Here is a 23,023-nt window from a genome sequence, read left to right on the forward strand (position 1 = left end):
GCCCGGTTGATTGATTTTTACGCTCTCGCATGTGCGAGAGCGTTTTCATTTCCGGCAATGCGCATTATATGGTGCCATTATGAACAAGCCGAAAAACTCTCCTGCACGCAAGATGGTCGCTGAAAACCGTAAAGCGCGCTATAATTTCGAGATAACCGATACGCTTGAGGCCGGTCTGGTTTTGACAGGCACTGAGGTAAAATCGCTGCGTGCCAATCAGGCCAATATCGCTGAAAGCTATGCAAGCTTTGAGAATGGCGAGTTTTGGCTCATTAATTCATATATTCCGGAATATACGCAAGGAAATCGGTTTAATCACGAGCCGCGACGCTTGCGAAAGCTTCTGATCAGCCGGCGTGAAATGTCGAGGATTTTCCAGTCCGTGTCCCGCGAAGGCATGACCGTTGTTCCATTGAAGTTATACTTCAATGATCGTGGTCGGGCAAAGCTAGAAATCGGTGTGGCGCGCGGTAAGAAGAATCACGACAAACGTGAGACTGAGAAACAGCGCGACTGGAATCGAGAAAAGTCGCGTTTGTTACGCGATCGGGGCTAAGTCTTATAAAATAAAAAAGAGCGCTTTAAGCGCTCTTTTTTTAAACGTATTCGACGTCAATCAATAGTCATCATCAAGATCGTCATCTTGGCGACGTTGCTGCTGTTGAGGGCGCTCTGATGGATCGCGACCTATTTCAGCTTTGAGCGAAACCAGATCAATGAAATGATCGGCCTGACGGCGTAGCTCATCAGAAATCATCGCAGGTTGGGTGGTCAATGTGGAAACCACGGAGACCTTACGGCCCCTGCGTTGCAGAGCTTCTGCAAGCGAACGGAAATCGCCATCGCCTGAAAAGATAACAAAATGGTCTACGGTATCGGTGAGCTGCATAGCATCGACAGTGAGCTCGATGTCCATGTTGCCTTTTACCTTACGGCGCCCTGCTGAATCTGTGAATTCTTTCGCCGCTTTGGTAACGACCTTATAGCCGTTGTAATCAAGCCAGTCGATGAGTGGACGAATCGACGAATATTCCTGATCCTCAACCAAGGCTGTATAATAATATGCGCGAAGCAAATAGCCGCGTTTCTGAAAGGCCTTCAAAAGTTTGCGGTAGTCAATATCGAAACCGAGTGTTTTTGAAGCTGCATATAAATTTGCACCGTCAATAAATAGCGCAATCTTTTCACGAGAATCGAACATCGTGCAATATATCCACTCTGCGGTCGTAAGGGAGTGGGCCAGCGACCGCGTATTCAGATTTGTTTCTCAAACGGCGGGGGTATTCATTTTTACAAATGACGTTTATTGCGTTCTACGGAGATATTGTAGAAAAACAAGCAACCAATGGTTGTTATTTGCTAACAATTAATTACTTATGCGAGATATTGGCGTCTTGCAATCCTGAATATATAAAAATCTATTGTTTCAATTTGAGCCATATCGTGTATTTGTCAGACAGATTAATGAAAAACGAATTGTTTTTCTCGGCGCTGGAGCCTTAATGATCGCAGATTGCGCTTTTGCTTGAAATTTCGGCCGACAAGCGATATGTCGAAGAAAAATTCCTTTAGAGTTTAAGAAATGAAAGGGACCGCCTATGGCCCGCGTCACCGTTGAGGACTGCGTAGATAAGGTCGAGAACCGCTTTGAACTGGTTCTTCTGGCCGGTCACCGCGCACGCCAGATTTCCCAGGGAGCGCAGATCACTATCGATCGCGACAATGACAAAAACCCTGTTGTTGCTCTGCGTGAAATCGCTGACGAAACACTGTCGCCAGATGATCTGAAAGAAGATCTGATTCACTCGCTTCAGAAGCATGTTGAAGTTGATGAACCTGAAGCTGCTGCACCTGCTCTTCTGGCTGATGCTTCAAATGCTCTGGCTGAAGGCATTGCAGAAGCAGGTGAAGATGACGTTGTCACTTTCGACCGTATGTCGGAAGAAGAGCTTCTTGCTGGTATTGAAGGTCTGGTTGCGCCTGAGAAGAACGACGACTTCTAATCGTCTGTCTGACGCCAATGTTTTGTGCGCTGTAGCCTGATAAGGTTGCGGCGCATATTTTTATCGGTCTGCATAGCGATTTTGGGGCTTTTAAGTCACAGCTATGCGCTTTTGACGATGAATTCGCCTGAAAATTAAGCCTGTTTTCAGAAAGCAGGTTCTGAAACTTGTAAAATATTCTATTTTTAGCAAGTTCTGGTCAGAATGACCGCTGTTTATGCGTGTGAAGTGAGGAGTTTCTGTAAATGATGCGCCAATATGAGCTTGTGGAGCGTGTGCAGCGATACAAGCCTGATGTGAATGAGGCGCTTCTTAACAAGGCATATGTTTATGCCATGCAGAAACACGGCAGTCAGAAGCGTGCATCCGGCGACCCATATTTTTCTCATCCGCTTGAAGTCGCAGCGATCCTCACAGATATGCATCTGGATGAAGCAACTATTGCGATTGCTTTGCTGCACGACACAATTGAAGACACCACTGCCACACGGCAGGAAATCGATCAGCTTTTCGGCCCGGAAATTGGCAAGCTTGTTGATGGTCTTACCAAGCTTAAAAAGTTAGATCTGGTTTCTAAAAAGGCCGTACAAGCCGAAAATTTGCGTAAGCTCCTTCTTGCGATCTCTGAAGACGTGCGCGTGCTTCTGGTCAAGCTTGCAGATCGTTTGCATAACATGCGTACGCTTGGCGTTATGCGTGAAGATAAGCGTTTGCGCATTGCCGAAGAAACGATGGATATTTATGCGCCACTGGCTGGGCGCATGGGTATGCAGGACACGCGCGAAGAACTCGAAGAGCTAGCATTCCGCTATATCAACCCGGATGCGTGGCGCGCGGTCACTGATAGACTTGCAGAACTTCTTGAAAAAAACCGTGGGCTTCTGCAGAAAATCGAAGAAGATCTGTCTGAGATTTTCCAGAAGAACGGCATCAAAGCGAGCGTTAAAAGCCGTCAGAAGAAGCCGTGGTCGGTTTTCCGTAAGATGGAAACTAAGGGTCTGTCGTTTGAGCAGCTTTCCGATATTTTCGGTTTCCGTGTCATGGTTGAATCGACACAGGATTGCTATCGCGCACTCGGATTGATCCACACCACCTGGTCGATGGTTCCAGGCCGGTTCAAGGATTACATTTCCACACCGAAGCAGAACGATTATCGTTCGCTGCATACAACTATCATCGGTCCATCACGCCAGCGTATTGAATTGCAAATTCGCACGCGTGTTATGGATGAAATTGCAGAATTCGGTGTTGCAGCTCACTCGATCTATAAGGATCGTGGGAGCGCGAGCAATCCGCATCAGATTTCGACAGAAACCAATGCTTACGCATGGCTACGTCAAACAATCGAGCAGTTATCCGAAGGTGACAATCCGGAGGAGTTTCTGGAACATACCAAACTGGAACTCTTTCAGGATCAGGTCTTTTGCTTCACGCCGAAGGGCAGGCTTATCGCTTTGCCACGCGGTGCGACACCAATCGATTTTGCATATGCTGTTCACACCGACATTGGTGACAGTTGCGTGGGCGCCAAGGTCAATGGTCGTATTATGCCATTGATGACTGAGCTCAAAAACGGCGATGAAGTCGACATCATTCGCTCGAAGGCTCAGGTGCCACCTGCTGCATGGGAATCGCTTGTGGCCACCGGTAAGGCACGTGCGGCTATCCGCCGTGCAACGCGTTCCGCGGTACGTAAGCAGTATTCCGGCCTCGGAATGCGCATTCTGGAGCGCGCTTTCGAGCGTGCCGGAAAATCGTTCAGCAAAGATATTCTCAAACCCAGTCTTCCACGATTGGCACGCAAAGAAGTTGAAGATGTTCTGGCCGCAGTCGGCCGTGGTGAGCTGCCTTCCACAGACGTTGTGAAAGCGGTCTATCCTGATTATCAGGATACGCGTGTTACAACGCAGAATAGCCCAGCAAAGACCGGCGAAAAAGGCTGGTTTAACATTCAAAATGCAGCCGGCATGATTTTCAAGGTGCCGGAAGGCTCTGAAGCTGCGCATGACACGACTGCGGACGAAGGTGAGAAGCCGAAACGCAAGGCTGTGCCAATTCGCGGTACCAATTCCGATTTGCCGGTGCGCTTTGCCCCGGAAGGTGCCGTTCCCGGTGACCGCATTGTCGGCATCATGCAGCCCGGTGCAGGTATTACGATTTACCCAATTCAGTCGCCTGCATTAACGGCATATGACGACCAGCCTGAGCGCTGGATCGACGTGCGCTGGGATATTGATGAGGGGATGCACGAGCGCTTCCCAGCACGTATCAGTGTCTCGGCAATCAACTCGCCGGGCTCACTTGCTGAAATTGCGCAGATTGCAGCGGCAAATGATGCGAATATTCATAATCTCTCGATGGTGCGGACTGCGCCAGACTTTACGGAAATGATTATTGACGTTGAAGTGTGGGATCTTAAACATCTCAACCGCATCATTTCTCAATTGAAGGAAAGCACGAGCGTCAGCGGCGCAACACGTGTGAATGGATAGGCAAAATGAAAACTGAAGACGTTCTTGGTGTTTTCCGCGAAGCGGGAGCAATTCTCGAAGGCCATTTTATTCTGACTTCGGGCCTTCGGAGTCCTGTGTTTTTGCAGAAAGCACGCGTTTTCATGCATGCCGATAAGACTGAGACGCTTTGCAAGGCCTTAGCGGAAAAAATCAAAGCAGCTGATCTTGGACAGATCGACTATGTGGTTGGTCCGGCGATCGGCGGCCTTATTCCGTCATATGAAACCTCGCGTCATCTCGGTGTACCATCTGTTTGGGTTGAGCGTGAGAACGGCACCTTCCGTTTGCGCCGCTTCGACGTGCCAAAAGGTTCTCGTGTTGTCATCGTAGAAGACATCGTCACAACCGGCCTGTCGATTCGTGAAACTATCGATTGCATGAAAGATATTGGCATCGAAGTGGTCGCTGCCGCCTGTATCGTTGATCGTTCGGCAGGCAAGGCCGACGTCGGAACGAAGCTTATCGCGCTCGCAGAATATGAAGTGCCAGCCTATTCGCCTGACAATTTACCGCCGGAACTCCTTGCAATTCCTGCAATTAAGCCGGGTAGCCGCAATATTTAAGCGCTTTCTACCGTCGCTTTGCGTTAGCGTGGTGTAAAATGCGCCCTGCGTCGAAATTGCGCTTTGCGGTATTTGTTTGTCACCCTTAATTTAGGGGGACGAGCGCAGATATGCTCATCCCCCTATCTAGGAACGTGTTGTGGCTGTTGCCCCGCTTATTTTCGATCATAAATCCCCTTACAGGGCTCCGTGTGGCGTTTGCGTTGATTGCGATGTACGCCGCATGGCCGTCTGCTCTGCGCTTGATGATGGCGATCTGGGTGCGCTCGAAGCCATCATGACATCCAAGAAACTCGACGCCAACGAGATGCTGGTTGAAGAGGGGGATCCAAAACGCCGTGTTTTCAGCTTAACATCGGGGATGCTGCGGATTTATACATCGCTGCCAGATGGTCGTCGCCAGATTGCCGGATTTTTAGTACCTGGAGATTATCTTGGCCTGGCGGATGACGATGTTTACTCTCAGTCGGCTGAAGCGGTTACTCCATCTGTCCTTTGTGCATTTTCAACAAAGGAAATGGATGGCTTGATGGATCGCTTCCCCAAGCTGAAAGAGCGTCTCTATCAGATGACGCGAGAAGCGTTGCGCACTGCACGCGACAATCAACTGGTTCTTGGCCGTCTTGCGCCTGTGGAAAAGCTTGCCAGCTTCCTTCTCGTTCTCGCCGCACGTACCGAAAAGCGCGGCGGCAAGACGAACCTCGTGCATTTGTCGATGAACCGTACCGACATTGCCGATTACCTCGGCCTGACAATTGAAACAGTGAGCCGCAGCTTCACCAAGCTGAAAACACAGGGCCTCATTCAGTTGATCGATTCCAATACCGTCGAGATACTCTCCAGACGTTCGCTCGCTTCGGTAGCAGGCATCGATCCGGAAAATATTTGATCGCAACTTCTTAGTTTTAGTTTCGTTGATTTAAATCAATGAACGTTGCCGGAATGCCCTCTACATCTGATCGTGCAAGTTGAGGCAGCTTATTGAACTGCTGCCTGATGATAACGAGGTGAACAGGTGTCGTTGTGGCTGGCAATTACAATACCCGCTGTCATGTGTGTGGGCTTCCTTGCCGCATCATGTCTGTTTGCCCAGCAGAATGCCCGTCTTCGTCCAGTGCGCCTAAAGGTGAGAAGCTCTCGCCAGATCGTCAGGAGCGGGGAGCGCGATTATCATGCATGAAGACACGATAAGACGTTATGCGGCGCTGGCCGTTCCCCGTTACACTTCGTTTCCAACGGCTGTGGATTTCACGCCGACGACTGCTGACAACACAAAACGCTGGTTACGCCAGATCGGCCCGGAGGAAAGCGTTTCGCTTTATATCCATGTGCCGTACTGCAAAGAGATTTGCCACTATTGTGGCTGCCATTCAAAAATGGCCGTCCGTGAGGATGTCATTGAGAATTTCGTGACTGCTCTTTTGAGCGAGATCGAAACTGTAAGCGCAAGTCTGGCGGCTCGGCCGAAGGTCGTGCATTTACATTGGGGTGGGGGCACTCCTTCTATTCTGCATGCGACGCAGTTCAAACGCATCATGGCAGCGCTTGCGCTGGCGTTTGATTTCCATCCCGATATGGAACATGCGATTGAGCTTGATCCGCGTACGGTGAATCCAATTCTGGCAAAGACCTTGTCGTTGATGGGCGTTAACCGTGCAAGTCTTGGCGTGCAGGATGTTAATGCTGATGTGCAGAAAGCTATCGGCCGTGTGCAGCCAATTGAAACTGTTGCAAGAGCCGCAGCGCTGCTTCGTGCAGTGGGCATCAACAGGCTTAATTTTGATCTGATCTATGGTCTGCCGCTTCAGACTGTAACAAGTCTGCGTGAGACCTGTGAACGTGTAATAGAGATGAAGCCGGATCGCATTGCCTGCTTTGGCTACGCACATCTGCCGCAGCGTCGTGCCAATCAGCGATTGATTGATGAAAGCATTCTGCCGGATGCAGACGAACGTTTTGCGCAGGCAAGTGCTGTCGCTGAAAGCTTTATCAACCACGGCTACAAAGCTGTTGGTATCGATCACTTTGCTTTACCAGATGATACTCTGGCGATTGCGGCTGAGAATGGCACGCTGCATCGTAATTTTCAGGGCTACACGACTGATCGCTGTAATACGTTGATTGGTTTTGGTCCATCGTCCATTTCGCAATATCCGGGGGGATATACGCAGAACATTTCGGATGTCGGGCAATATAGCAAACGTGTTGGGGCGGGGGACTTTGCCACAGTGCGTGGTTATACCATGCGGGATGTTGATCGTCAGCGCGCCGGAATTATCACAGCACTGATGTGTAACTTCCGCGTTGATCTCAATACAGCGGCACCGGGCGTTGAATTTTCTGACGAATTAGCCCTGCTGCGTCCGTTGGTGGCTGATGGGTTGGTGGAAGTGCAGAACGGTGTCATCACTGCGACCGAAGACGGAAAGCCGCTGATCCGGCTGGTTGCTGCAACATTTGATGAGTTTCGCAGAGAAACGATGCACGGCTTCAGTTCCGCTGTGTAAATAAGAATACGCGCATGTTGCAGATTAATATCGCAACATGCGCCAGAACAAAGAAATAGAGTTGATAACCTTCTATTTCAGAGCTGCCGCTGCACCGGGCCGTCAAAAGGTCAGTGGCTCAGGAGCACCGTTCGTTGGGGGATGAGCGGTGCTCCACTTTTTTCTATTTCGCTTTCTGCATTTTCGGCAGGAAGATTGTTAACAGACCGAGCAGCGGCAGATACGAGCAGATCTTATAGACGAACTCGATGCTGGTGCGGTCGGCAACAATCCCAAGCAGCGCTGCTGCAATGCCAGCGACACCGAATGCCAGTCCGAAGAACAAGCCTGAGACCATGCCAACGCGCCCTGGCAACAACTCTTGTGCGAACACAATGATTGCCGGAAAAGCCGAAGCCAACACAAAGCCGATAATGATCGTCAGAACTGCTGTTACCTCCAGATTTGCGTAAGGCAAAGCCAGTGTGAAAGGCACAATGCCGAGGATCGATACCCAGATCACAGTGCGTGTGCCGATCTTATCGCCGATAGGACCACCAACAATCGTTCCGGCAGCAACGGCACCAAGGAACAGAAACAACAGCAACTGCGAGCCCTGAACGGTCACCCCAAAATGGCTGATCGTATAGAAGGTGTAATAGCTGGTAAGGCTCGCCATATAGACGTATTTGGTGAAGATCAGCATAGCGAGCACAGAGATTGCCATGATCACCGTCTTGCGCGGCAACGGCAGAGTTGTGTCGGCCTTTGGCTTGCTTCTATTGGCTATATTGTGCTGGTTGTACCAGTTTCCGACATACCAAAGCAGCGCCATGCCGATCAGTGCGGCGATTGAAAACCACGATACGCTGGACTGACCGAAGGGCAGCACGATGAAGGCGGCAAGCAATGGTCCAATTGACGAGCCGAAATTGCCGCCAACCTGAAACATTGACTGTGCGAAACCATGGCGACCGCCTGATGCAAGACGTGCCACACGTGCGGCTTCAGGATGAAATACCGACGAACCAAAGCCGATGAATGCAGCGCCAAGAAGCAGGAACGTATAGTGATGCGCCGTTGCGAGCAGGATCAGACCAACCAGTGTGCAGCCCATGCCAAAAGGCAATGAGTAAGGCATCGGACGACGATCTGTATAAATGCCAACGATAGGCTGTAGGATCGAAGCGGTCACCTGAAAGGTAAATGTGAGCAAGCCAATCTGCCAGAATGATAGGCTGTAATTGTCCTTCAACATTGGATAAATCGCTGGAAGCAGCGACTGCATCATGTCGTTGAGGAAATGGCCCATGCTTGTGGCCAGAATAATGGCGAGAACCGTATTGTTCGCCGCACTGTTTGATGGCTGCTCGGCAGCACTCGTGCTCATAGTCCTACTCCGAAGATAATTTGGAACGGGATTTTCCCGTAGAGTGGTGAGGTCAGCTCTGAAAACAAATTCGCATGTTTTCGAATATTTCTAACCTGACCATCTAATAATCATATTGTTTCGCGCCTGCTTTCGTGATTTGGTCCATTACTTTCGAGAGTGGGCCAAAGCAGATGAAGCCGAAATCGCCGCCAGGGCTTTTATTGCCGAACAGTGAGGACCTGCAAAAGTTCCACGAGCAGCGCATTGATATGCTGGAAAGCCTTGACGGTCCGGTCATTGCCTTGCCGACGAAATATCCTGATGGCTATTTCGTACCGCAGCATAGCCATAGCCGGGCGCAGCTTTTATGCGCTTCGCAGGGTGTCGTTCTTGTCACCACCGAGGCTGGCCGCTGGATGATCCCCGGCGATCATGCGATGTGGATTCCCGCGGGCGTAAAGCATTCGGTCGAGATTGTCGGCGATGTCTTTATGCGTTCGATCTATATTGCGGTTGATGTCATCTCAGGTGTGCCAGATCATCTTCATGTCGTTGGTCTGACGGATTTGATGCGCTGTCTTATCATTGACGCAACTTCGGTTGACAGTATCCCGGAACCGGGAACCAGAGACGCGCTTGTGATTGAACTCATCCTCAGAGATTTACATAGGCTACCTCAAAGATCGCTTGGGTTGCCCTTTCCGGCAGATATTCGGTTGCAGAAGCTGTGTCGCGAGTTTGTAAAAGCTCCTCTGGCGCGTGCGACGATTGATGACTGGGCGGACAAAATGGCGATGAGCAGACGGTCTTTCACCCGTCATTTTCAGCGTGAGACAGGCGTTAGCCTTTCGGTATGGCGCCAGCAGGCTTGTCTGTTTGCAGCTGTTCCCCGTTTGACGGAAGGCGAGGCGGTAACAAGCGTAGCGCTTGATCTTGGATATGACAGTGTGTCTGCTTTTACGACAATGTTTCGCCGTATGCTGGGTGTATCGCCGAAGTTCTATTTGCCACGTATGCATGCGGCGTCTGCTGAAGACCGTGATAAACTGTCTTCCGCAATGGTTGAATAATAACAATTGTCTCGGTGCATCGAGCGCAGTATGAGAAGCCATGTTGTTTCAACGCCGAAATCCTCCGACCCGCCGCGAGCGTCTTAGAACGCTGGTGTGGCCGCGTCGCTCGTTTGCTCGCTCGTTTAAGTATGGCGGCAAGCGTGTGCTGCGCATTACTGCGTCACCCCATGCGGTTGCTGCTGGGTTGGCTGTTGGTGTGTTTTCGGCTTTCACCCCGTTTTTTGGCTTTCATCTCATCATAGCGATTGTTCTGGCTTATTTTCTTGCTGGAAACATTGCTGCCGCAGCACTGGGCACCACGCTAGCCAACCCAATCACGCTTCCATTCATCTGGGGCAGCACTTACGAACTTGGCCGCTTTGTAATCAGCGGAGATATTGAAAGCGCACCGCCGTTGCATCTCGGCCATGCGTTGCAAACGATGAAGTTCGGCGAAGTCTGGACGCCTTTGCTCAAGCCTATGCTGTTCGGATCGACAATCCTTGGAGCCATTTTTGCTGTGATTGCCTATTTTGTCACACGGTTTGCGGTCACTGCATTTCGTCGGCGCAAACTAGAGCGACTTGCCGCAAAACATAATATGGCCAGCAAGCGGGAGCTGCAGAAAACATGATTATCGGCATTGGCAGCGATTTGATTGATATTCGCCGCGTTGAAAGGACCCTTGAAAAGCATGGTGATCGTTTCATTCAGCGTGTTTTTACAGAGGTTGAACAGGCGAAGTCAGAGGCTCGCAAACAACGTGCTGCATCTTACGCCAAGCGTTTTGCTGCCAAGGAAGCCTGTTCCAAAGCACTTGGTACCGGACTTTCCAACGGCGTTTTCTGGCGCGATATGGGTGTGGTCAATACACCTTCAGGCAAGCCGACTATGAAACTGACTGGTGGTGCGGCGGAGCAATTGCAACGTTTGTTGCCTCATGGCAAGCGCGCTGCCATACATCTGACAATTACCGATGATTTTCCTCTCGCGCAGGCCTTCGTGATTATCGAAGCCCTTTCAGAAAATGAATAGTGCATGTTGCGCGATAGCAGCATACGCCAAAACAATTGCGATTGTGTCAGGTAAACTCCTGCTCATAATCGTGCGAGGTAATCGTGAGCGGATTGCTTCAAGCAATTATACTCGTTATTAGATCGCACATCGGCAAGCGGAGATACAATGAGCGTGTCCAGCAAAAGTGAAACTAAAAAATCGGGTGGCATTGGCGAAACCATCAGCGTTATCGTCCAGGCGCTGCTGCTGGCGCTGGTTATCCGCAGCCTGCTTTTCCAGCCATTCAGTATTCCGTCCGGCTCAATGCGCCCGACGCTTCTCGAAGGCGACTATTTGTTTGTGTCGAAATATGCCTATGGCTATTCGCGCTATTCACTGCCTTTTGGTCTTGACCTCTTCAATGGTCGTATCTGGGGTGCAGAACCGAAGCGCGGCGACGTTGTAGTTTTCAAGCTGCCAAGCGACACCAATATTGATTATATCAAACGCGTGATTGGCCTTCCGGGTGACCGCGTGCAGATGCGCGGCGGCGTGCTTTATATCAATGATGTTGCTGTTAAGCGTGAGCGCGTTGGCACCATTGATAATCCCGATGTTACGGAAGTTAATCGTCCGGTTGAAGTTTATCGCGAAACACTGCCAAATGGCGTGACTTACGATACGCTTGATCTTGCACCAAATTCCATTGGTGACGATACCCGCGTATTCGAAGTTCCTGCCGGTCATTATTTCATGATGGGCGACAATCGCGATAACTCGCTCGATAGCCGATTTGGTGTTGGCTACGTGCCTTATGAAAATCTCGTTGGTCGCGCTAATATCATCTTCTTCTCGATTGCTGATAAGGCAAGCCCGCTCGAAATCTGGAAGTGGCCATCTGACGTTCGGTTCAGCCGTCTTTTTACTTGGGTAAGTGGTGAGCCGCACACTGCTGTCACCGGAAACTGAGATGGTTTCGACAGATTTAGCAGCGTCGATTCTTCAAGAGCGCACAGGACACCGTTTTCTCAATCTGAAACGGCTTGAACGTGCGCTCACGCACTCGAGTGTGCAGGCACCATCGCGTGCCAATTATGAGCGACTTGAATTTCTTGGTGATCGCGTACTTGGTCTGGTGGTTGCCGAAATGCTTTTTGAGGAATTCCCGGATGCGCCGGAAGGCGAATTGTCGGTGCGTCTGAATGCACTGGTCAATGCTGAAACTTGTGCGGCAATTGCCGATGAAATTAAACTAGCAGACCTTATTCATACGGGTTCAGACATTAAGTCGCTGAATGATAAGCGCTTGCTCAATGTACGCGCTGATGTCATCGAGGCTTTGATTGCAACAATTTATATGGATGGTGGCCTTGAGGCTGCGCGCAGCTTTATAAAGCGCTATTGGCAGAAACGCTCCCTTGAGACAGGTGCTGCAAGGCGTGATGCGAAGACTGAATTGCAGGAATGGGCACATCAGCAAGGCAATGCTCACCCGGCTTATGTTATCCTGAGCCGCAGCGGCCCGGACCATGACCCTTCATTCATCGTTGAAGTGACAGTCAAGGGCTTTGCTCCGGAAAAGGGTGAAGGCCGCTCGAAACGCATTGCTGAACAGAATGCTGCGGAGACGATGCTTTACAGGGAATCCGTCTGGAAGCGTGACAGTTAGGGCTAAGGCGGAATTCAGCATCCATTTAAAAGAAATTCAGTTATAATCAAATTAACAGCGGCAATGGTGGGTTTGTCGCAAGGGTAGAATGGTTCGGGAGAGACCGTTTCTGCTGTCTACACGAAATAAAGCAATTCCAGCGAAAGTGGGGACCGGTTTACGTCGGGAATTGCGCAAACAGCAAATTGAGTGCTTCCGCGTTTCTGACAAACCGGAAGGCTCGCAAAAGGACGAGCAATGAACAATCCGACGATGCCGACAGGCGACGAAACTGAAACCGGGCAGACCCGTTCGGGCTTTGTGGCGCTGATTGGTGCGCCAAATGCCGGAAAATCCACGCTGGTTAATCAGCTGGTGGGCACCAAGGTTTCCATCGTCACGCACAAGGTGCAGACAACACGGGCGCTGGTGCGCGGCATCTTCATCCATGATCAGGCCCAGATAGTACTTGTCGATACGCCCGGTATTTTTCGTCCGAAGCGCCGTCTCGATCGCGCAATGGTTACGACTGCATGGGGCGGCGCAAAAGATGCCGATATTATTCTCGTTCTTTTGGACGCGCAGGGTGGTCTGAACGAGAATGCTGAGGCTCTTCTGGAAAGCATGAAAGACGTGCGCCAGAAGAAGGTTCTTGTGCTAAATAAAGTTGATCGTGTTGATCCGCCTAAGTTGCTGGAACTCGCAAAAGCTGCGAATGAACTCGTTGCGTTTGATCAGACATTTATGATCTCCGCGTTGACGGGTTCTGGTTGCAAGCATCTTGCTAAGTATTTGGCAGAAACCGTTCCAAATGGTCCGTGGTATTACCCGGAAGATCAGATTTCCGACATGCCGATGCGCCAGCTCGCAGCAGAAATCACCCGTGAAAAGCTTTATCTGCGCCTGCATGAAGAGCTGCCATATTCCTCGACTGTCGAAACCGAACGCTGGGAAGAGCGTAAGGACGGCTCGGTTCGTATTGAGCAGGTGATTTATGTTGAGCGCGAAAGCCAGAAGAAAATCGTGCTTGGTTATAAGGGCGAAACAATCAAGGCAATCGGACAGTCAGCTCGCAAAGAGATCAGCGAAATTCTCGAACAGAATGCACATCTCTTCCTGTTCGTGAAAGTGCGTGAAAACTGGGGCAACGATCCTGAGCGCTATCGTGAAATGGGCCTCATTTTCCCGACTTAACTGGTTGAGCAAGAGCCGTGGAATGGCGTGATAGCCGCGCATAATTCGGAAAGTCATCTGACTTTCATTGACAATGATGCGCAGAATGGAAGTCTGGTTAAGATTTACCCATGGAATGGCGTGATGAAGGCATAATTCTCGGCACACGGCGACATGGCGAAACAAGCGCTATTGTCGAAGTGATGACGCGTGAACACGGCCGTCATATGGGTATGGTGCGCGGCGGGCGATCTCGCCGCATGCAGCCCTTGCTGCAACCAGGCAATCACGTTGATCTATCATGGTGGGCGCGGCTGGATGAGCATATGGGCTCATTCACAATCGAACCATTAGGCTTTGCTGCGGCGCGTCTGATTGAAACGCCGGTTGCACTCTATGGTATCCAGCTTGCCGCTTCTCATCTGCGCTTATTGCCAGAGCGGGACGCACATGGCGGCTTATACGAAACACTTCGCCTTATCATCGAGCACTTTGACGATCCACTTGCTTCAGGTGAATTGCTGCTGCGTTTTGAAGTGATGATGCTTGAAGAACTTGGCTTTGGCCTGGATCTTAAAGAATGCGCTGCGACAGGTGTTCGCGAAAACCTGATTTATGTATCGCCAAAATCGGGTCGCGCAGTCTGTGGTGACGCTGGTGCGCCATGGGCGGATAAGATGCTGCCGTTGCCAGCTTTCGTCAACAATACGGCTTTGCGCGCATCGTGTTATGACGATCTCAACGATGCTTTCAGAATGACCGGCTTTTTCTTCCTGCGTCATGTGTGGGAGCCGCGCGCACAGACACCACCCGATTCACGCAGCGGCTTTCTCAACGCAATTTTGCGTGCTTTCAGTTTGCAACAGGCAGGTTGAACACTTCGCCTTCAAAGGCTTCTTGCCCGCGTCCGATTGCCTTAATCGCGGCAACCATACGGCCATCCCTTCTGAGCATGTTATCCGCAAGCGCAATAAGTCGTATATTGGGCGTAGCTGATGGTGAAAGTTCCCGCAGCTTTTCTGCAAGTGCTGTTTCATCCAACGATAGGTCCAGCGCTGAGGCGATAATGTAAGCGCTGGCGGTCGAACGCGAAACACCAGCATAGCAATGAATCAGCAGTGGCTTTGCGCGATCCCATTCCATTGCAAAATCAAGCAGCGCTCTGACGTGGCTTTCATCGGGCATTGTCAGACCATCACGTGGTTCTGTAATGTCGTTGAATAACAGACTGAGCCGCTCTGCCTCACCGGGCAGTGCAGGCAGAGCGTGGCTGCTGAGCGTTACGATATGGCTTGGCTCATGCAGTGCAATCTGCGCTTCAAGCTTCGATAGCGGACTGACGACGATGTAAGCCAACGCCTATCCTCTTCGCGCCTGTTCCAGCACAGCAAAACGCGCAAGAAAATCATTCTGCACATCCTGGGTCGGACGCGGCGTCAGTTCCAGCCCTGCTGGATCAAAGCCGCGTGGACGACCAAAATACTTGGTGGCTTCCGCTTCGGTAAATCCTGCAAGCCTTGTTGCCTCGAAATAGGCCGCGACCCTGTCAGCGCGCTTGATCAGCTTTTTAAGCGATGCAGAGATCGAAGCAGGCAATGAAAAGCGCACATGAATAGCGCGTTCAAGCCGGTCTTCTATAAGTTTGTAATTGCCGCCCATCACCGCCTTGAACGGTGAAATCATGTCACCAATCACATACTCAGGTGCGTCATGCAGAAGGGTTAGCATCTGCCATTCAATGCTTGGATCTGGAACAAGCCGGTTGAAAATCTGCTCAACCAGCATGGAGTGCTGGGCGACGGAATAGGCGTGTTCACCCACGGTTTGCCCGTTCCAGCGTGCTACACGCGCAAGACCATGGGCTATGTCTGTAATCTCAACATCGAGTGGTGAGGGGTCAAGCAGGTCGAGCCTGCGTCCCGATAACATTCGCTGCCATGCACGCTCCTGTCCCGATGAACGATCCACTGCTGCCATCAGGCTTTGTCCGTATCAGCAGTTGGGAATGTGAAGCGGACATGCGGTGGCAGCTCTAACCTGATTTCGCTTTCAGCGGCCAGAATTTGTGTACCGGAATCAAGCGCATCTTTCACCCGGTCAATACGGACAAGTGCCAAACCAATCTTGTCGGAAGAGCTACCCAGCGTTCCGATGTCACGCCCACCGACTGTAACTGGTGTGCCCATTGTAGGCAGTGGCTCGTCGGATTTTGCGACAAGCACACGTCGCCGCGGGGTACCGCGATGCTGCATGCGCGAGACAACTTCCTGGCCAATAAAGCAGCCTTTTGGAAACGTCACGCCGCCGGTCTGGTCGAAATTCACGTCATGAGGAAATACATCATTATAGGCGAAATCGGCTTCACCTTCGGCAATGCCATATTCGGCACGAATTGCTATCCACGCACTCTCGTCACTGACTTCGCCTGCCTGTCCATAAATGCGGGTAACATGCAGTTCTTCCGGAAACCGTGAATCGCGCTTAATTGAATCGCTTTCTGAAGAATCTGAATCTTTCCCCCAGCAAACGCTCACAAGTGATTCTGGCGATTGAGTAATTTCCGCTTTGGCTCGCAGGCGATAAAGCGTCATGCGCTTCATAAAATCGGTAGCAATGCTTGCGGGCATATCGAAACGTAGCCCGTTTTCAATGCGCGACACAACGAAGTCGAACAGGATCTTGCCCTGTGGTGCCAGCAATGCGCCGGGTTTCAGTTCATCGGCGCCGAGCTTGTCGAGATTGGTGGTAATCACAGCCTGTACGAATTTTTCCGCATCTTCGCCTGTGATGTGAACCAGTGCTCTGTTGGAAAGATTGATCGTTTCCGCTACCGTCGCCATCGCTTCTTCCTTGCCTTTATAATCATCGTTACGTAAGCCGCATTGAAGACGCTCGCAAGCCCCATCAAGCCAGCAGGAGACAACAATGGCCCATACGTTCGATACGATCCTGAAAGGTGCAACCATCGTCAATCATGACGGCACCGGTCAACGCGATATTGGCATTCGTAATGGGCGCATAGAGGCGATTGGTTCTCTTTCAGCAAATTCTGCCGGCGAAGTGATTGATTGTACCGGCCTACATATTCTGCCGGGTGTGGTTGATAGTCAGGTACATTTCCGCGAACCGGGACTGGAGCACAAGGAAGATCTGGAAACTGGTTCGCTGGCTGCTGTTCTCGGTGGTGTGACATCAGTTTTTGAAATGCCGAATACCAAGCCGCTGACAACCACTGCTGAAACGCTGGAAGACAAGATCCGTCGTGGTCGCCATCGTATGCATTGCGATTTTGCCTTTTGGGTCGGTGGCACGCGTGACAATGCAAAAGACGTAGCTGAACTTGAACGTCTGCCGGGGGCGGCTGGCATCAAGATATTTATGGGGTCGTCGACTGGCGATCTGCTGGTTGAAGACGACGATGGTGTTCGCTCGATCCTCAAAAATACCCGCCGTCGTGCGGCTTTCCATTCCGAAGATGAGTTTCGTCTGAAAGAACGCGAAGGTCTGCGTGTGGCGGGCGATCCGTCGAGCCATCCTGTTTGGCGTGATGAAGTTGCGGCACTGCAATGCACCGAACGTCTGGTGCGCATCGCGCGGGAAACAGGCGCGCGCATTCATGTGCTGCATATCTCGACCGCCGAAGAAATTGACTTCCTTCAGGGGCACAAAGACGTGGCAACCTGTGAAGCCACCCCGCATCATCTCACATTGTCAGCAGATGATTATGCAACGCTTGGCAATCTTATCCAGATGAACCCACCTGTGCGCGACAAGCGCCATCGTGACGGTATCTGGAAGGGCATTGATCAAGGGATCGTCGATGTTCTTGGCTCTGACCATGCGCCGCATACGCTTGAAGAAAAGCAGAAGCCTTATCCGGCATCCCCATCCGGCATGACCGGTGTTCAGACGCTGGTGCCGATCATGCTTGATCACGTCAATGCAGGCAAGCTTTCGCTGGAGCGATTTGTCGATCTGTCGAGTCATGGCCCGAACCGCATTTTCGGTATGGCACGCAAGGGACGCATCGCTGTTGGTTATGATGCCGATCTGACCATCGTTGATATGAAGCGTCGCGAAACCATCACCCACGAGCAGGCGGGTTCAAAAGCTGGCTGGACGCCTTATCATGGCAAGACTGTCACCGGCTGGCCGGTTGGCACTTTTGTGCGTGGTATCAAGGTTATGTGGGAAGCGGAAATCGTCAGCCCGAACAAGGGTGAGCCGGTCGAGTTTCTGGAAGCACTTCCGCAACGCGGATAATGCATGGCGTGAAATGTCCTATCTTTGTCCGGCATAGGGCTTTCACCTTATATTGCAGGCGCTATCGTCTCCTTGTATAGTTTTACAAGGAGCGAGAAATGTCCGCTAATGATACTGCACTGCTGGTTGTCGATGTTCAGGAATCTTTCCGTCATCGTCCATATTACCGCGATGAAGAGGTTGCCGCTTATATCGAGCGGCAACAGGCGCTGATTGACGGTGCCAAGCGCAAGGGCATCCCTGTTGTGCAGATTTTCCACGTCGAGGATAGCGGTCCGTTTTCGGAAGCGTCGGGCTATGTCAAAACGCTGGCACCCATTGCCTATGAACCCGATGCGACCTTCCGTAAACGCCGTCACAGTGCACTGGTTGGCACCGGTCTTGACGTCTGGCTCATCTCCAAAGGCATCAGGCGGGTGATTGTTTCGGGTATTAGAACGGAACAATGCTGTGAAACCACCACGCGTCAGGCATCAGACCTTGGTTTCGATGTTTATTTTGTAGGCGAAGCAACGCTGACATTTCCAATGACAGATGTGAATGGACGCGAATGGAGTGCGGCGGAAATTCGTGCACGCACGGAGCTTGTTCTGGCAGGCCGCTTCGCCCGCATTACAACTGTAGAGCAGGCTCTTGAAGGCAACTCCGAACGGAAAGTTGCATGAACCAGTCTGCCGACGGTCTGAAAACTGTTCCCGTGTTTGTCATTATCCCGCCGCGCACGCTTTTGCTTGATGTGGCGGGACCGATAGAGGTTTTGCGTAAGGCTAATCTCGAGCAAGGCGCTGTACAGTTTGATGTGCATTATATCGGTCCATCCGAAACTGTGACGAGTTCGATAGGGCTGTCGGTGGCCAATATCACCCCTTTGCCGGAAGCCTTGCCAGATGATGCGCTTGTCGTTATTTCGGGTTCTGCTGATGTGCCGATGGGTGGTGCTATCAACAGCCGCGGCGACGACGACGCAATTTTGGAGGCGCAGATTGTCAACTGGTTGCGCCGTATAATTCGCCCCGGTGTAAAGCTGGTTTCCATCTGTTCCGGCGCACTGCTTGCAGCGCGTGCAGGGCTGCTCGAAGGTTATGCGTGCACGACGCATCATATGGCGATTGAGGAATTGCACCGGCTGGCACCAACATCGCGCGTGTTGCAAAACCGGTTGTTTGTGGAAGATCGCGACAGGCTGACAAGTGCCGGAATTACCGCAGGCATTGATCTCATGCTGCATATAGTGGCTGAGATGGCAGGGCATGCACTTGCATTGTCGGTGGCGCGTTATCTGGTGGTTTATCTGCGCCGCAGTGGCAATGATCCGCAGCTTTCACCATGGCTTGAAGGCCGCAATCACATGCATCCAGTCGTGCATCGTGCACAGGATGCGATCGCGGGAAATCCGGCAGAAAACTGGTCGGTTGAAAAACTCGCAGAGGCCAGCGGAGCAAGTCCGCGCAATCTCTCGCGCCTGTTCAATGAATATGCAGGTATGAGCGTCACAGATTATGCCAATAGACTGAAAATAAGTCTGGCTCGCGAAATGCTACAAAATTCTGCTCTGGATATGGAAAGCGTTGCGGAACGCTCGGGCTTTGCCTCGACAAGACAGTTCCGCAGGGTATGGGAGCGGGTTTATGATTTCCCGCCCAGAGCATGTCGCGGAAAAGTGGGAACCGGTTTTCAGGTAACGACATGCGTAAAAGGAATGAGATAGAGTAACTGGTTGCTCTATCGACGTGAGAGTTACTGCAATACTCGCTGCGGCAGGAATGTACCGGCGATAATTTGCTCGCGCATCTTTTCGATTAGCTCGAGTGCGGCATCTTCACCGGCTTCGCGGATCAGTTCTGTGAGCGCTGTCGTAAATGCTGCTTCTGCTAGAATCTCAGGCTCAATCCCTTCGGAAATGCCATCCGCCCAAGCCTCGTTCTGGTATTCAATCGCCACAAGCTTTTTTTCGCGGGCGATCATCTCGTCCAGATCGGCTGGCATATAATCCATTGGTTTCATCCCGGCTTACGCCCTTCTGGCTCCTTAAATGCCCTCTCACCGAAATCGGGAGCGCGAACACTTGTGCGGCCTTCCTATCATTTAAGACAGTGTTAACAGATTACTGCGGATTTAAATGAGGCATTTGCAGTCCATCCGCATAAGACTGAAGAATTGGTTAATTTCCATAGCGCGAGATAAGCTCGTTAGACAAGCTTTCGCCCTCCTTCATATAGCGATCAATCGCCGCAAGTGCGGAGGGCGTACAGCGCAGATAAGTGTTGCTGAAGGCGCGATAGCCGTGGTTGAAGCTTGAAATCAGGCGAACCCGCTCCATATCATCGGGCTTCTCAGCGGCGATGATCGCATCCATGCGTTCGCGCCACTCATTGCTGGTTTCTCCGCAAAGATTGCGCAGATAGTGCAGTGAACCAAGCACTTCTGAGAGTCTCTGCATTTTGCCTTCATAAGGCGCGTTCTGCGCAGTAAGGGCCGGGGAAGCCATACCCAGCCAAAAACTGATCACGATCAGCGAAAGCGTGTTGCTTCTCAATCTCAAGCCCTTTCTTCTGATCGCCTTTTTGCTGGCAAACACGGCCACTTCATGACGCCTGAGCGTATCAATAGCCGGATTGATCTTCTGCTTCTGCCACCGAGCGCGCCACATCCACGGTGCTGTCGGTTACGTTCGCTTCTGCCATTTCATCAATTTTCAGCCAGTGTATGGCTGCAGCATCATCACCGGCCTGTTCAACCCCTGAAATATCGAAAGCGCGATAGACCGAAAGGAAATAGCTCTTTGTGTAAGCTTTGCCCTCAAGTGCCAGGTCAACTGTAATCACATGGCTTAGCGAGGCAGCACTGAGTGCGGTTTCCTCTTTGAGTTCCCGGTGTGCCGCTTGTTCGGGTGTTTCGCCTGCTTCGATGCTGCCACCGGGGAAGGCCAGCCAGCCTTTCCATGGTTCTTTTCCGCGCTCAACCAGCAGAAAGCGGCCATCACGCCGACAGATGAGCGAAACACCATGAATTTGAAGCGGAGCGGGAATGACGGGAACTGTGACCATGTGCAAGATATGATCTGACCAGTTTGTTTTGGCAACCGCAAAGCGCACTTGACCAATCAGGCAAAAGTCTGAACATGGTCGCCATGTGTGGACGTTTTTCTCTGACTGCAAGCCGCGAGGAAGTCGAAGCATTGCTTGGCGCAATGGTCGATGAAGACTTTCCGCCGCGCTACAATATTGCGCCGACCCAGCCGATCCTGTCTATTCTTGCAGGCGAAACACCGCCGCAGGGAAGCAACAGGCCCGACCGGATTGGCATGCTGGTGCGTTGGGGTTTCGTGCCTTCTTGGGTGAAAGACCCCAATGACTGGAATCTTGTTTTCAACATTCGCTCTGAAACGGCGGCTGAGAAAAATTCTTTCCGTGCGGCGCTCAATCATCGGCGCGCACTGATTCCCGCTTCCGGCTTTTACGAATGGCGGCGCGAGGGAAAGAACAAAGCGCAGGCCTATTGGATCAGGCCGCGCAATGGCGGCATCGTGGCTTTTGGCGCGCTGGTCGAGACCTGGAGCAGTGCAGACGGTTCGCAAATCGATACCGCAGGCATTCTCACCACAAGCGCCAATGCTTTTCTGCGTCCAATCCACGAGCGTATGCCTGTGGTAGTGAAGCCTGAAGATTTTGCTCGATGGCTTAACTGCAAGACTTTGCTGCCGCGCGATGTTGCCGACATTATGCGGCCAGTTCAGGATGACTTTTTTGAAGCCATTCCGGTGTCTGATAAGGTCAACAAAGTCGCCAATACGTCACCTGATGTCCAAACCCGCGTCGAAGAAGTATTGGACATTGCACGCGTACCTAAAACAGGTAAGAAGAAGACTGATCCGGATGAAAAATCCGACGGTCAATTGTCAATGTTCTGATTCTATCTCCAGGAAAACAACGTGTTATCAGCAGCTTTTTCGGGCTTTTTCCTTGGTGCGTCTCTCATCATCGCGATAGGAGCACAAAACGCATTCATTCTCCGGCAGGGATTGTTGCGGCAGCACGTATTTATTCTTTGCCTTATTTGCGCGCTGTCGGATGCAATTTTGATTGCCGCTGGTGTTGCGGGTCTCGGAACACTGATCGCTCAGTCACCAAAGCTGATTTCATTTGTGACCATTGCCGGTGCGGCTTTTCTGTTTTGGTATGCATCTGTCGCTTTTCGCCGCGCATTTCATCCCGAAGCAATGCAGGTAAAATCCAGCGGCAGTGTCAACCTCAAAGCGGCTGTTGCGACCTGTTTAGCGCTGACATTTCTCAATCCGCATGTTTATCTGGATACGGTTGTGTTGCTTGGTAGCCTTTCGGCTCGTTATCACGATCAAGCCCGTGCTGCCTACGGTGCTGGCGCAGTCATAGCTTCGTTTACGTGGTTTTTTGCACTCGGTTACGGAGCGCGCCTTTTGCAGCCAATTTTCGCAAAACCGGCTGCCTGGCGCGTGTTGGACTGTATCATCGGCGTCGTTATGACATTGATTGGCCTAAGCCTATTAGTCCGCTTTTTTAACAGCTAAGATTGAGTTGCTGTTGCTTGGCTGGCGCGTTTCGTTTGTCCGCGCATTTTTGTTCATCAATGCTGCAACCAGAACGGCTGGTCCGATCTCACGATACTGGTCAATGAGCGCGTCTTGTCGTGGTTGCAGTTCATTTTTAGGCATTGGTCCATCCTCTTCCAAATTACTCTCACTATTTTGTGATTGATTGGGACGGAATGAAGGCTGTTTGGGGCCGGTTTTGGGGAATTCCGGTTAACATACATTAGCATCTTGAGAAGTTGCAGAAATGTCACAGGGAATTTGGACTAAACCCCTTGACGGCCTCGCATCCGATAAGGATAAGTAACGGTATGAAAACGCCGACCACGATCATTTGTACTGGTTCAATTATTATTGGCTAGCAGCTTGTTGGCCCGGCCGTTTTCG

The 23,023-nt window shown here is 51.3% G+C and carries 27 protein-coding genes; 18 read left to right on the forward strand and 9 right to left on the reverse strand.

The features are described from left to right. Nucleotides 1–79: 79 nt before the first annotated feature. On the forward strand, nucleotides 80–556 hold the full coding sequence (smpB, locus tag RI570_RS09750; RefSeq protein ID WP_310010628.1) for an SsrA-binding protein SmpB: 477 nt from the start codon (nucleotides 80–82) through the stop codon (nucleotides 554–556). Nucleotides 557–616: 60 nt separating this feature from the next. Here smpB and RI570_RS09755 read toward each other — a convergent pair whose 3' ends face one another. Continuing rightward, nucleotides 617–1,201 (reverse strand): NYN domain-containing protein, encoded by a 585-nt coding sequence (locus RI570_RS09755; protein ID WP_313828226.1) that lies wholly within the window; start codon nucleotides 1,199–1,201, stop codon nucleotides 617–619. Nucleotides 1,202–1,598: 397 nt separating this feature from the next. Here RI570_RS09755 and rpoZ point away from each other — a divergent pair, with 397 nt between their 5' ends. From rpoZ to hemN, 5 genes are all read left to right on the forward strand, one after another. After that, the gene (rpoZ, locus tag RI570_RS09760; protein WP_313828227.1) at nucleotides 1,599–2,003 is read left to right on the forward strand and encodes a DNA-directed RNA polymerase subunit omega; all 405 of its coding nucleotides are present in this window, start codon (nucleotides 1,599–1,601) and stop codon (nucleotides 2,001–2,003) included. A gap of 245 nt (nucleotides 2,004–2,248) precedes the next feature. Further along, nucleotides 2,249–4,495: a bifunctional (p)ppGpp synthetase/guanosine-3',5'-bis(diphosphate) 3'-pyrophosphohydrolase gene (locus tag RI570_RS09765; RefSeq protein ID WP_313828228.1), complete on the forward strand. Its 2,247-nt coding sequence runs from the start codon at nucleotides 2,249–2,251 to the stop codon at nucleotides 4,493–4,495. A gap of 5 nt (nucleotides 4,496–4,500) precedes the next feature. Beyond that, nucleotides 4,501–5,079: an orotate phosphoribosyltransferase gene (pyrE, locus tag RI570_RS09770; RefSeq protein ID WP_313828229.1), complete on the forward strand. Its 579-nt coding sequence runs from the start codon at nucleotides 4,501–4,503 to the stop codon at nucleotides 5,077–5,079. 223 nt (nucleotides 5,080–5,302) lie between these two features. Beyond that, nucleotides 5,303–5,968, forward strand: coding sequence for a helix-turn-helix domain-containing protein (locus tag RI570_RS09775; RefSeq protein WP_313828617.1), 666 nt, complete (start codon nucleotides 5,303–5,305; stop codon nucleotides 5,966–5,968). A gap of 283 nt (nucleotides 5,969–6,251) precedes the next feature. Next, on the forward strand, nucleotides 6,252–7,586 hold the full coding sequence (gene hemN / locus RI570_RS09780; RefSeq protein WP_313828230.1) for an oxygen-independent coproporphyrinogen III oxidase: 1,335 nt from the start codon (nucleotides 6,252–6,254) through the stop codon (nucleotides 7,584–7,586). A gap of 163 nt (nucleotides 7,587–7,749) precedes the next feature. On the opposite strand, the gene RI570_RS09785 is transcribed toward hemN, so the two are convergent. Then, nucleotides 7,750–8,955 (reverse strand): MFS transporter, encoded by a 1,206-nt coding sequence (locus tag RI570_RS09785; protein WP_313828231.1) that lies wholly within the window; start codon nucleotides 8,953–8,955, stop codon nucleotides 7,750–7,752. A gap of 203 nt (nucleotides 8,956–9,158) precedes the next feature. On the opposite strand from RI570_RS09785, the gene RI570_RS09790 reads away from it, so the two are divergent. The 7 genes from RI570_RS09790 to recO all read left to right on the forward strand — a co-directional run bounded on the left by RI570_RS09790 (nucleotide 9,159) and on the right by recO (nucleotide 14,681). Then, complete coding sequence (locus tag RI570_RS09790) at nucleotides 9,159–10,007, forward strand: helix-turn-helix transcriptional regulator (RefSeq protein ID WP_313828618.1); 849 nt, start codon at nucleotides 9,159–9,161, stop codon at nucleotides 10,005–10,007. Nucleotides 10,008–10,047: 40 nt separating this feature from the next. Beyond that, nucleotides 10,048–10,623: a type IV secretion system effector BspA gene (gene bspA / locus RI570_RS09795; RefSeq protein WP_313828232.1), complete on the forward strand. Its 576-nt coding sequence runs from the start codon at nucleotides 10,048–10,050 to the stop codon at nucleotides 10,621–10,623. Then, entirely contained in the window at nucleotides 10,620–11,024 is a 405-nt protein-coding gene (gene acpS, locus RI570_RS09800) for a holo-ACP synthase (protein WP_313828233.1), read from the forward strand. Before bspA ends, acpS begins: the two co-directional genes overlap by 4 nt. A 147-nt stretch (nucleotides 11,025–11,171) precedes the next feature. Beyond that, a complete protein-coding gene (gene lepB / locus RI570_RS09805) occupies nucleotides 11,172–11,954 on the forward strand; it encodes a signal peptidase I (RefSeq protein ID WP_250039496.1) in 783 nt (260 codons plus the stop codon). A 1-nt stretch (nucleotide 11,955) separates the two neighbouring features. Continuing rightward, nucleotides 11,956–12,654 (forward strand): ribonuclease III, encoded by a 699-nt coding sequence (gene rnc, locus RI570_RS09810; RefSeq protein WP_313828235.1) that lies wholly within the window; start codon nucleotides 11,956–11,958, stop codon nucleotides 12,652–12,654. Between the two features lie 237 nt (nucleotides 12,655–12,891). Next, nucleotides 12,892–13,827 carry a GTPase Era gene (gene era / locus RI570_RS09815; RefSeq protein WP_313828236.1) on the forward strand — a complete coding sequence of 312 codons (936 nt, stop codon included), beginning with the start codon at nucleotides 12,892–12,894 and terminating at the stop codon, nucleotides 13,825–13,827. 110 nt (nucleotides 13,828–13,937) lie between these two features. Next, complete coding sequence (gene recO / locus RI570_RS09820) at nucleotides 13,938–14,681, forward strand: DNA repair protein RecO (protein WP_313828237.1); 744 nt, start codon at nucleotides 13,938–13,940, stop codon at nucleotides 14,679–14,681. Here recO and RI570_RS09825 read toward each other — a convergent pair. From RI570_RS09825 to RI570_RS09835, 3 genes are read right to left on the reverse strand one after another with little or no spacing between them, the layout of a single operon-like run. Continuing rightward, nucleotides 14,659–15,162 carry a tyrosine phosphatase family protein gene (locus RI570_RS09825; RefSeq protein ID WP_313828238.1) on the reverse strand — a complete coding sequence of 168 codons (504 nt, stop codon included), beginning with the start codon at nucleotides 15,160–15,162 and terminating at the stop codon, nucleotides 14,659–14,661. The genes recO and RI570_RS09825 overlap by 23 nt on opposite strands. A gap of 3 nt (nucleotides 15,163–15,165) precedes the next feature. Continuing rightward, complete coding sequence (locus tag RI570_RS09830; protein WP_313828239.1) at nucleotides 15,166–15,783, reverse strand: HD family hydrolase; 618 nt, start codon at nucleotides 15,781–15,783, stop codon at nucleotides 15,166–15,168. Then, nucleotides 15,783–16,646 carry a folate-binding protein YgfZ gene (locus RI570_RS09835; RefSeq protein ID WP_313828240.1) on the reverse strand — a complete coding sequence of 288 codons (864 nt, stop codon included), beginning with the start codon at nucleotides 16,644–16,646 and terminating at the stop codon, nucleotides 15,783–15,785. Before RI570_RS09835 ends, RI570_RS09830 begins: the two co-directional genes overlap by 1 nt. 85 nt (nucleotides 16,647–16,731) lie before the next feature. Between RI570_RS09835 and RI570_RS09840 the strand changes: the two genes are divergently transcribed. From RI570_RS09840 to RI570_RS09850, 3 genes are all read left to right on the forward strand, one after another. After that, on the forward strand, nucleotides 16,732–18,069 hold the full coding sequence (locus RI570_RS09840) for a dihydroorotase (protein ID WP_313828241.1): 1,338 nt from the start codon (nucleotides 16,732–16,734) through the stop codon (nucleotides 18,067–18,069). A 98-nt stretch (nucleotides 18,070–18,167) separates the two neighbouring features. Next, nucleotides 18,168–18,734: an isochorismatase family protein gene (locus RI570_RS09845; protein ID WP_313828242.1), complete on the forward strand. Its 567-nt coding sequence runs from the start codon at nucleotides 18,168–18,170 to the stop codon at nucleotides 18,732–18,734. Further along, nucleotides 18,731–19,777, forward strand: coding sequence for a helix-turn-helix domain-containing protein (locus tag RI570_RS09850; protein ID WP_313828243.1), 1,047 nt, complete (start codon nucleotides 18,731–18,733; stop codon nucleotides 19,775–19,777). Before RI570_RS09845 ends, RI570_RS09850 begins: the two co-directional genes overlap by 4 nt. Before the next feature lie 29 nt (nucleotides 19,778–19,806). On the opposite strand, the gene RI570_RS09855 is transcribed toward RI570_RS09850, so the two are convergent. From RI570_RS09855 to RI570_RS09865, 3 genes are all read right to left on the reverse strand, one after another. Further along, complete coding sequence (locus RI570_RS09855) at nucleotides 19,807–20,064, reverse strand: hypothetical protein (protein WP_313828244.1); 258 nt, start codon at nucleotides 20,062–20,064, stop codon at nucleotides 19,807–19,809. A gap of 166 nt (nucleotides 20,065–20,230) precedes the next feature. Then, nucleotides 20,231–20,557 (reverse strand): TIGR02301 family protein, encoded by a 327-nt coding sequence (locus RI570_RS09860; protein WP_313828619.1) that lies wholly within the window; start codon nucleotides 20,555–20,557, stop codon nucleotides 20,231–20,233. Nucleotides 20,558–20,672: 115 nt separating this feature from the next. Next, nucleotides 20,673–21,116, reverse strand: a complete 444-nt coding sequence (locus RI570_RS09865) for an NUDIX domain-containing protein (protein ID WP_313828245.1) — start codon at nucleotides 21,114–21,116, stop codon at nucleotides 20,673–20,675. Nucleotides 21,117–21,199: 83 nt separating this feature from the next. Here RI570_RS09865 and RI570_RS09870 point away from each other — a divergent pair, with 83 nt between their 5' ends. After that, complete coding sequence (locus RI570_RS09870) at nucleotides 21,200–21,979, forward strand: SOS response-associated peptidase (RefSeq protein WP_313828620.1); 780 nt, start codon at nucleotides 21,200–21,202, stop codon at nucleotides 21,977–21,979. A gap of 21 nt (nucleotides 21,980–22,000) precedes the next feature. Beyond that, complete coding sequence (locus RI570_RS09875; protein WP_313828247.1) at nucleotides 22,001–22,615, forward strand: LysE/ArgO family amino acid transporter; 615 nt, start codon at nucleotides 22,001–22,003, stop codon at nucleotides 22,613–22,615. On the opposite strand, the gene RI570_RS09880 is transcribed toward RI570_RS09875, so the two are convergent. After that, a complete protein-coding gene (locus RI570_RS09880; protein WP_313828248.1) occupies nucleotides 22,592–22,759 on the reverse strand; it encodes a hydrolase in 168 nt (55 codons plus the stop codon). The two genes, RI570_RS09875 and RI570_RS09880, sit on opposite strands and share 24 nt — an antisense overlap. Between the last annotated feature and the right edge of the window lie 264 nt (nucleotides 22,760–23,023).

The sequence above is a fragment of the Brucella pseudogrignonensis genome (assembly GCF_032190615.1).
GTDB lineage: Bacteria > Pseudomonadota > Alphaproteobacteria > Rhizobiales > Rhizobiaceae > Brucella > Brucella pseudogrignonensis_B.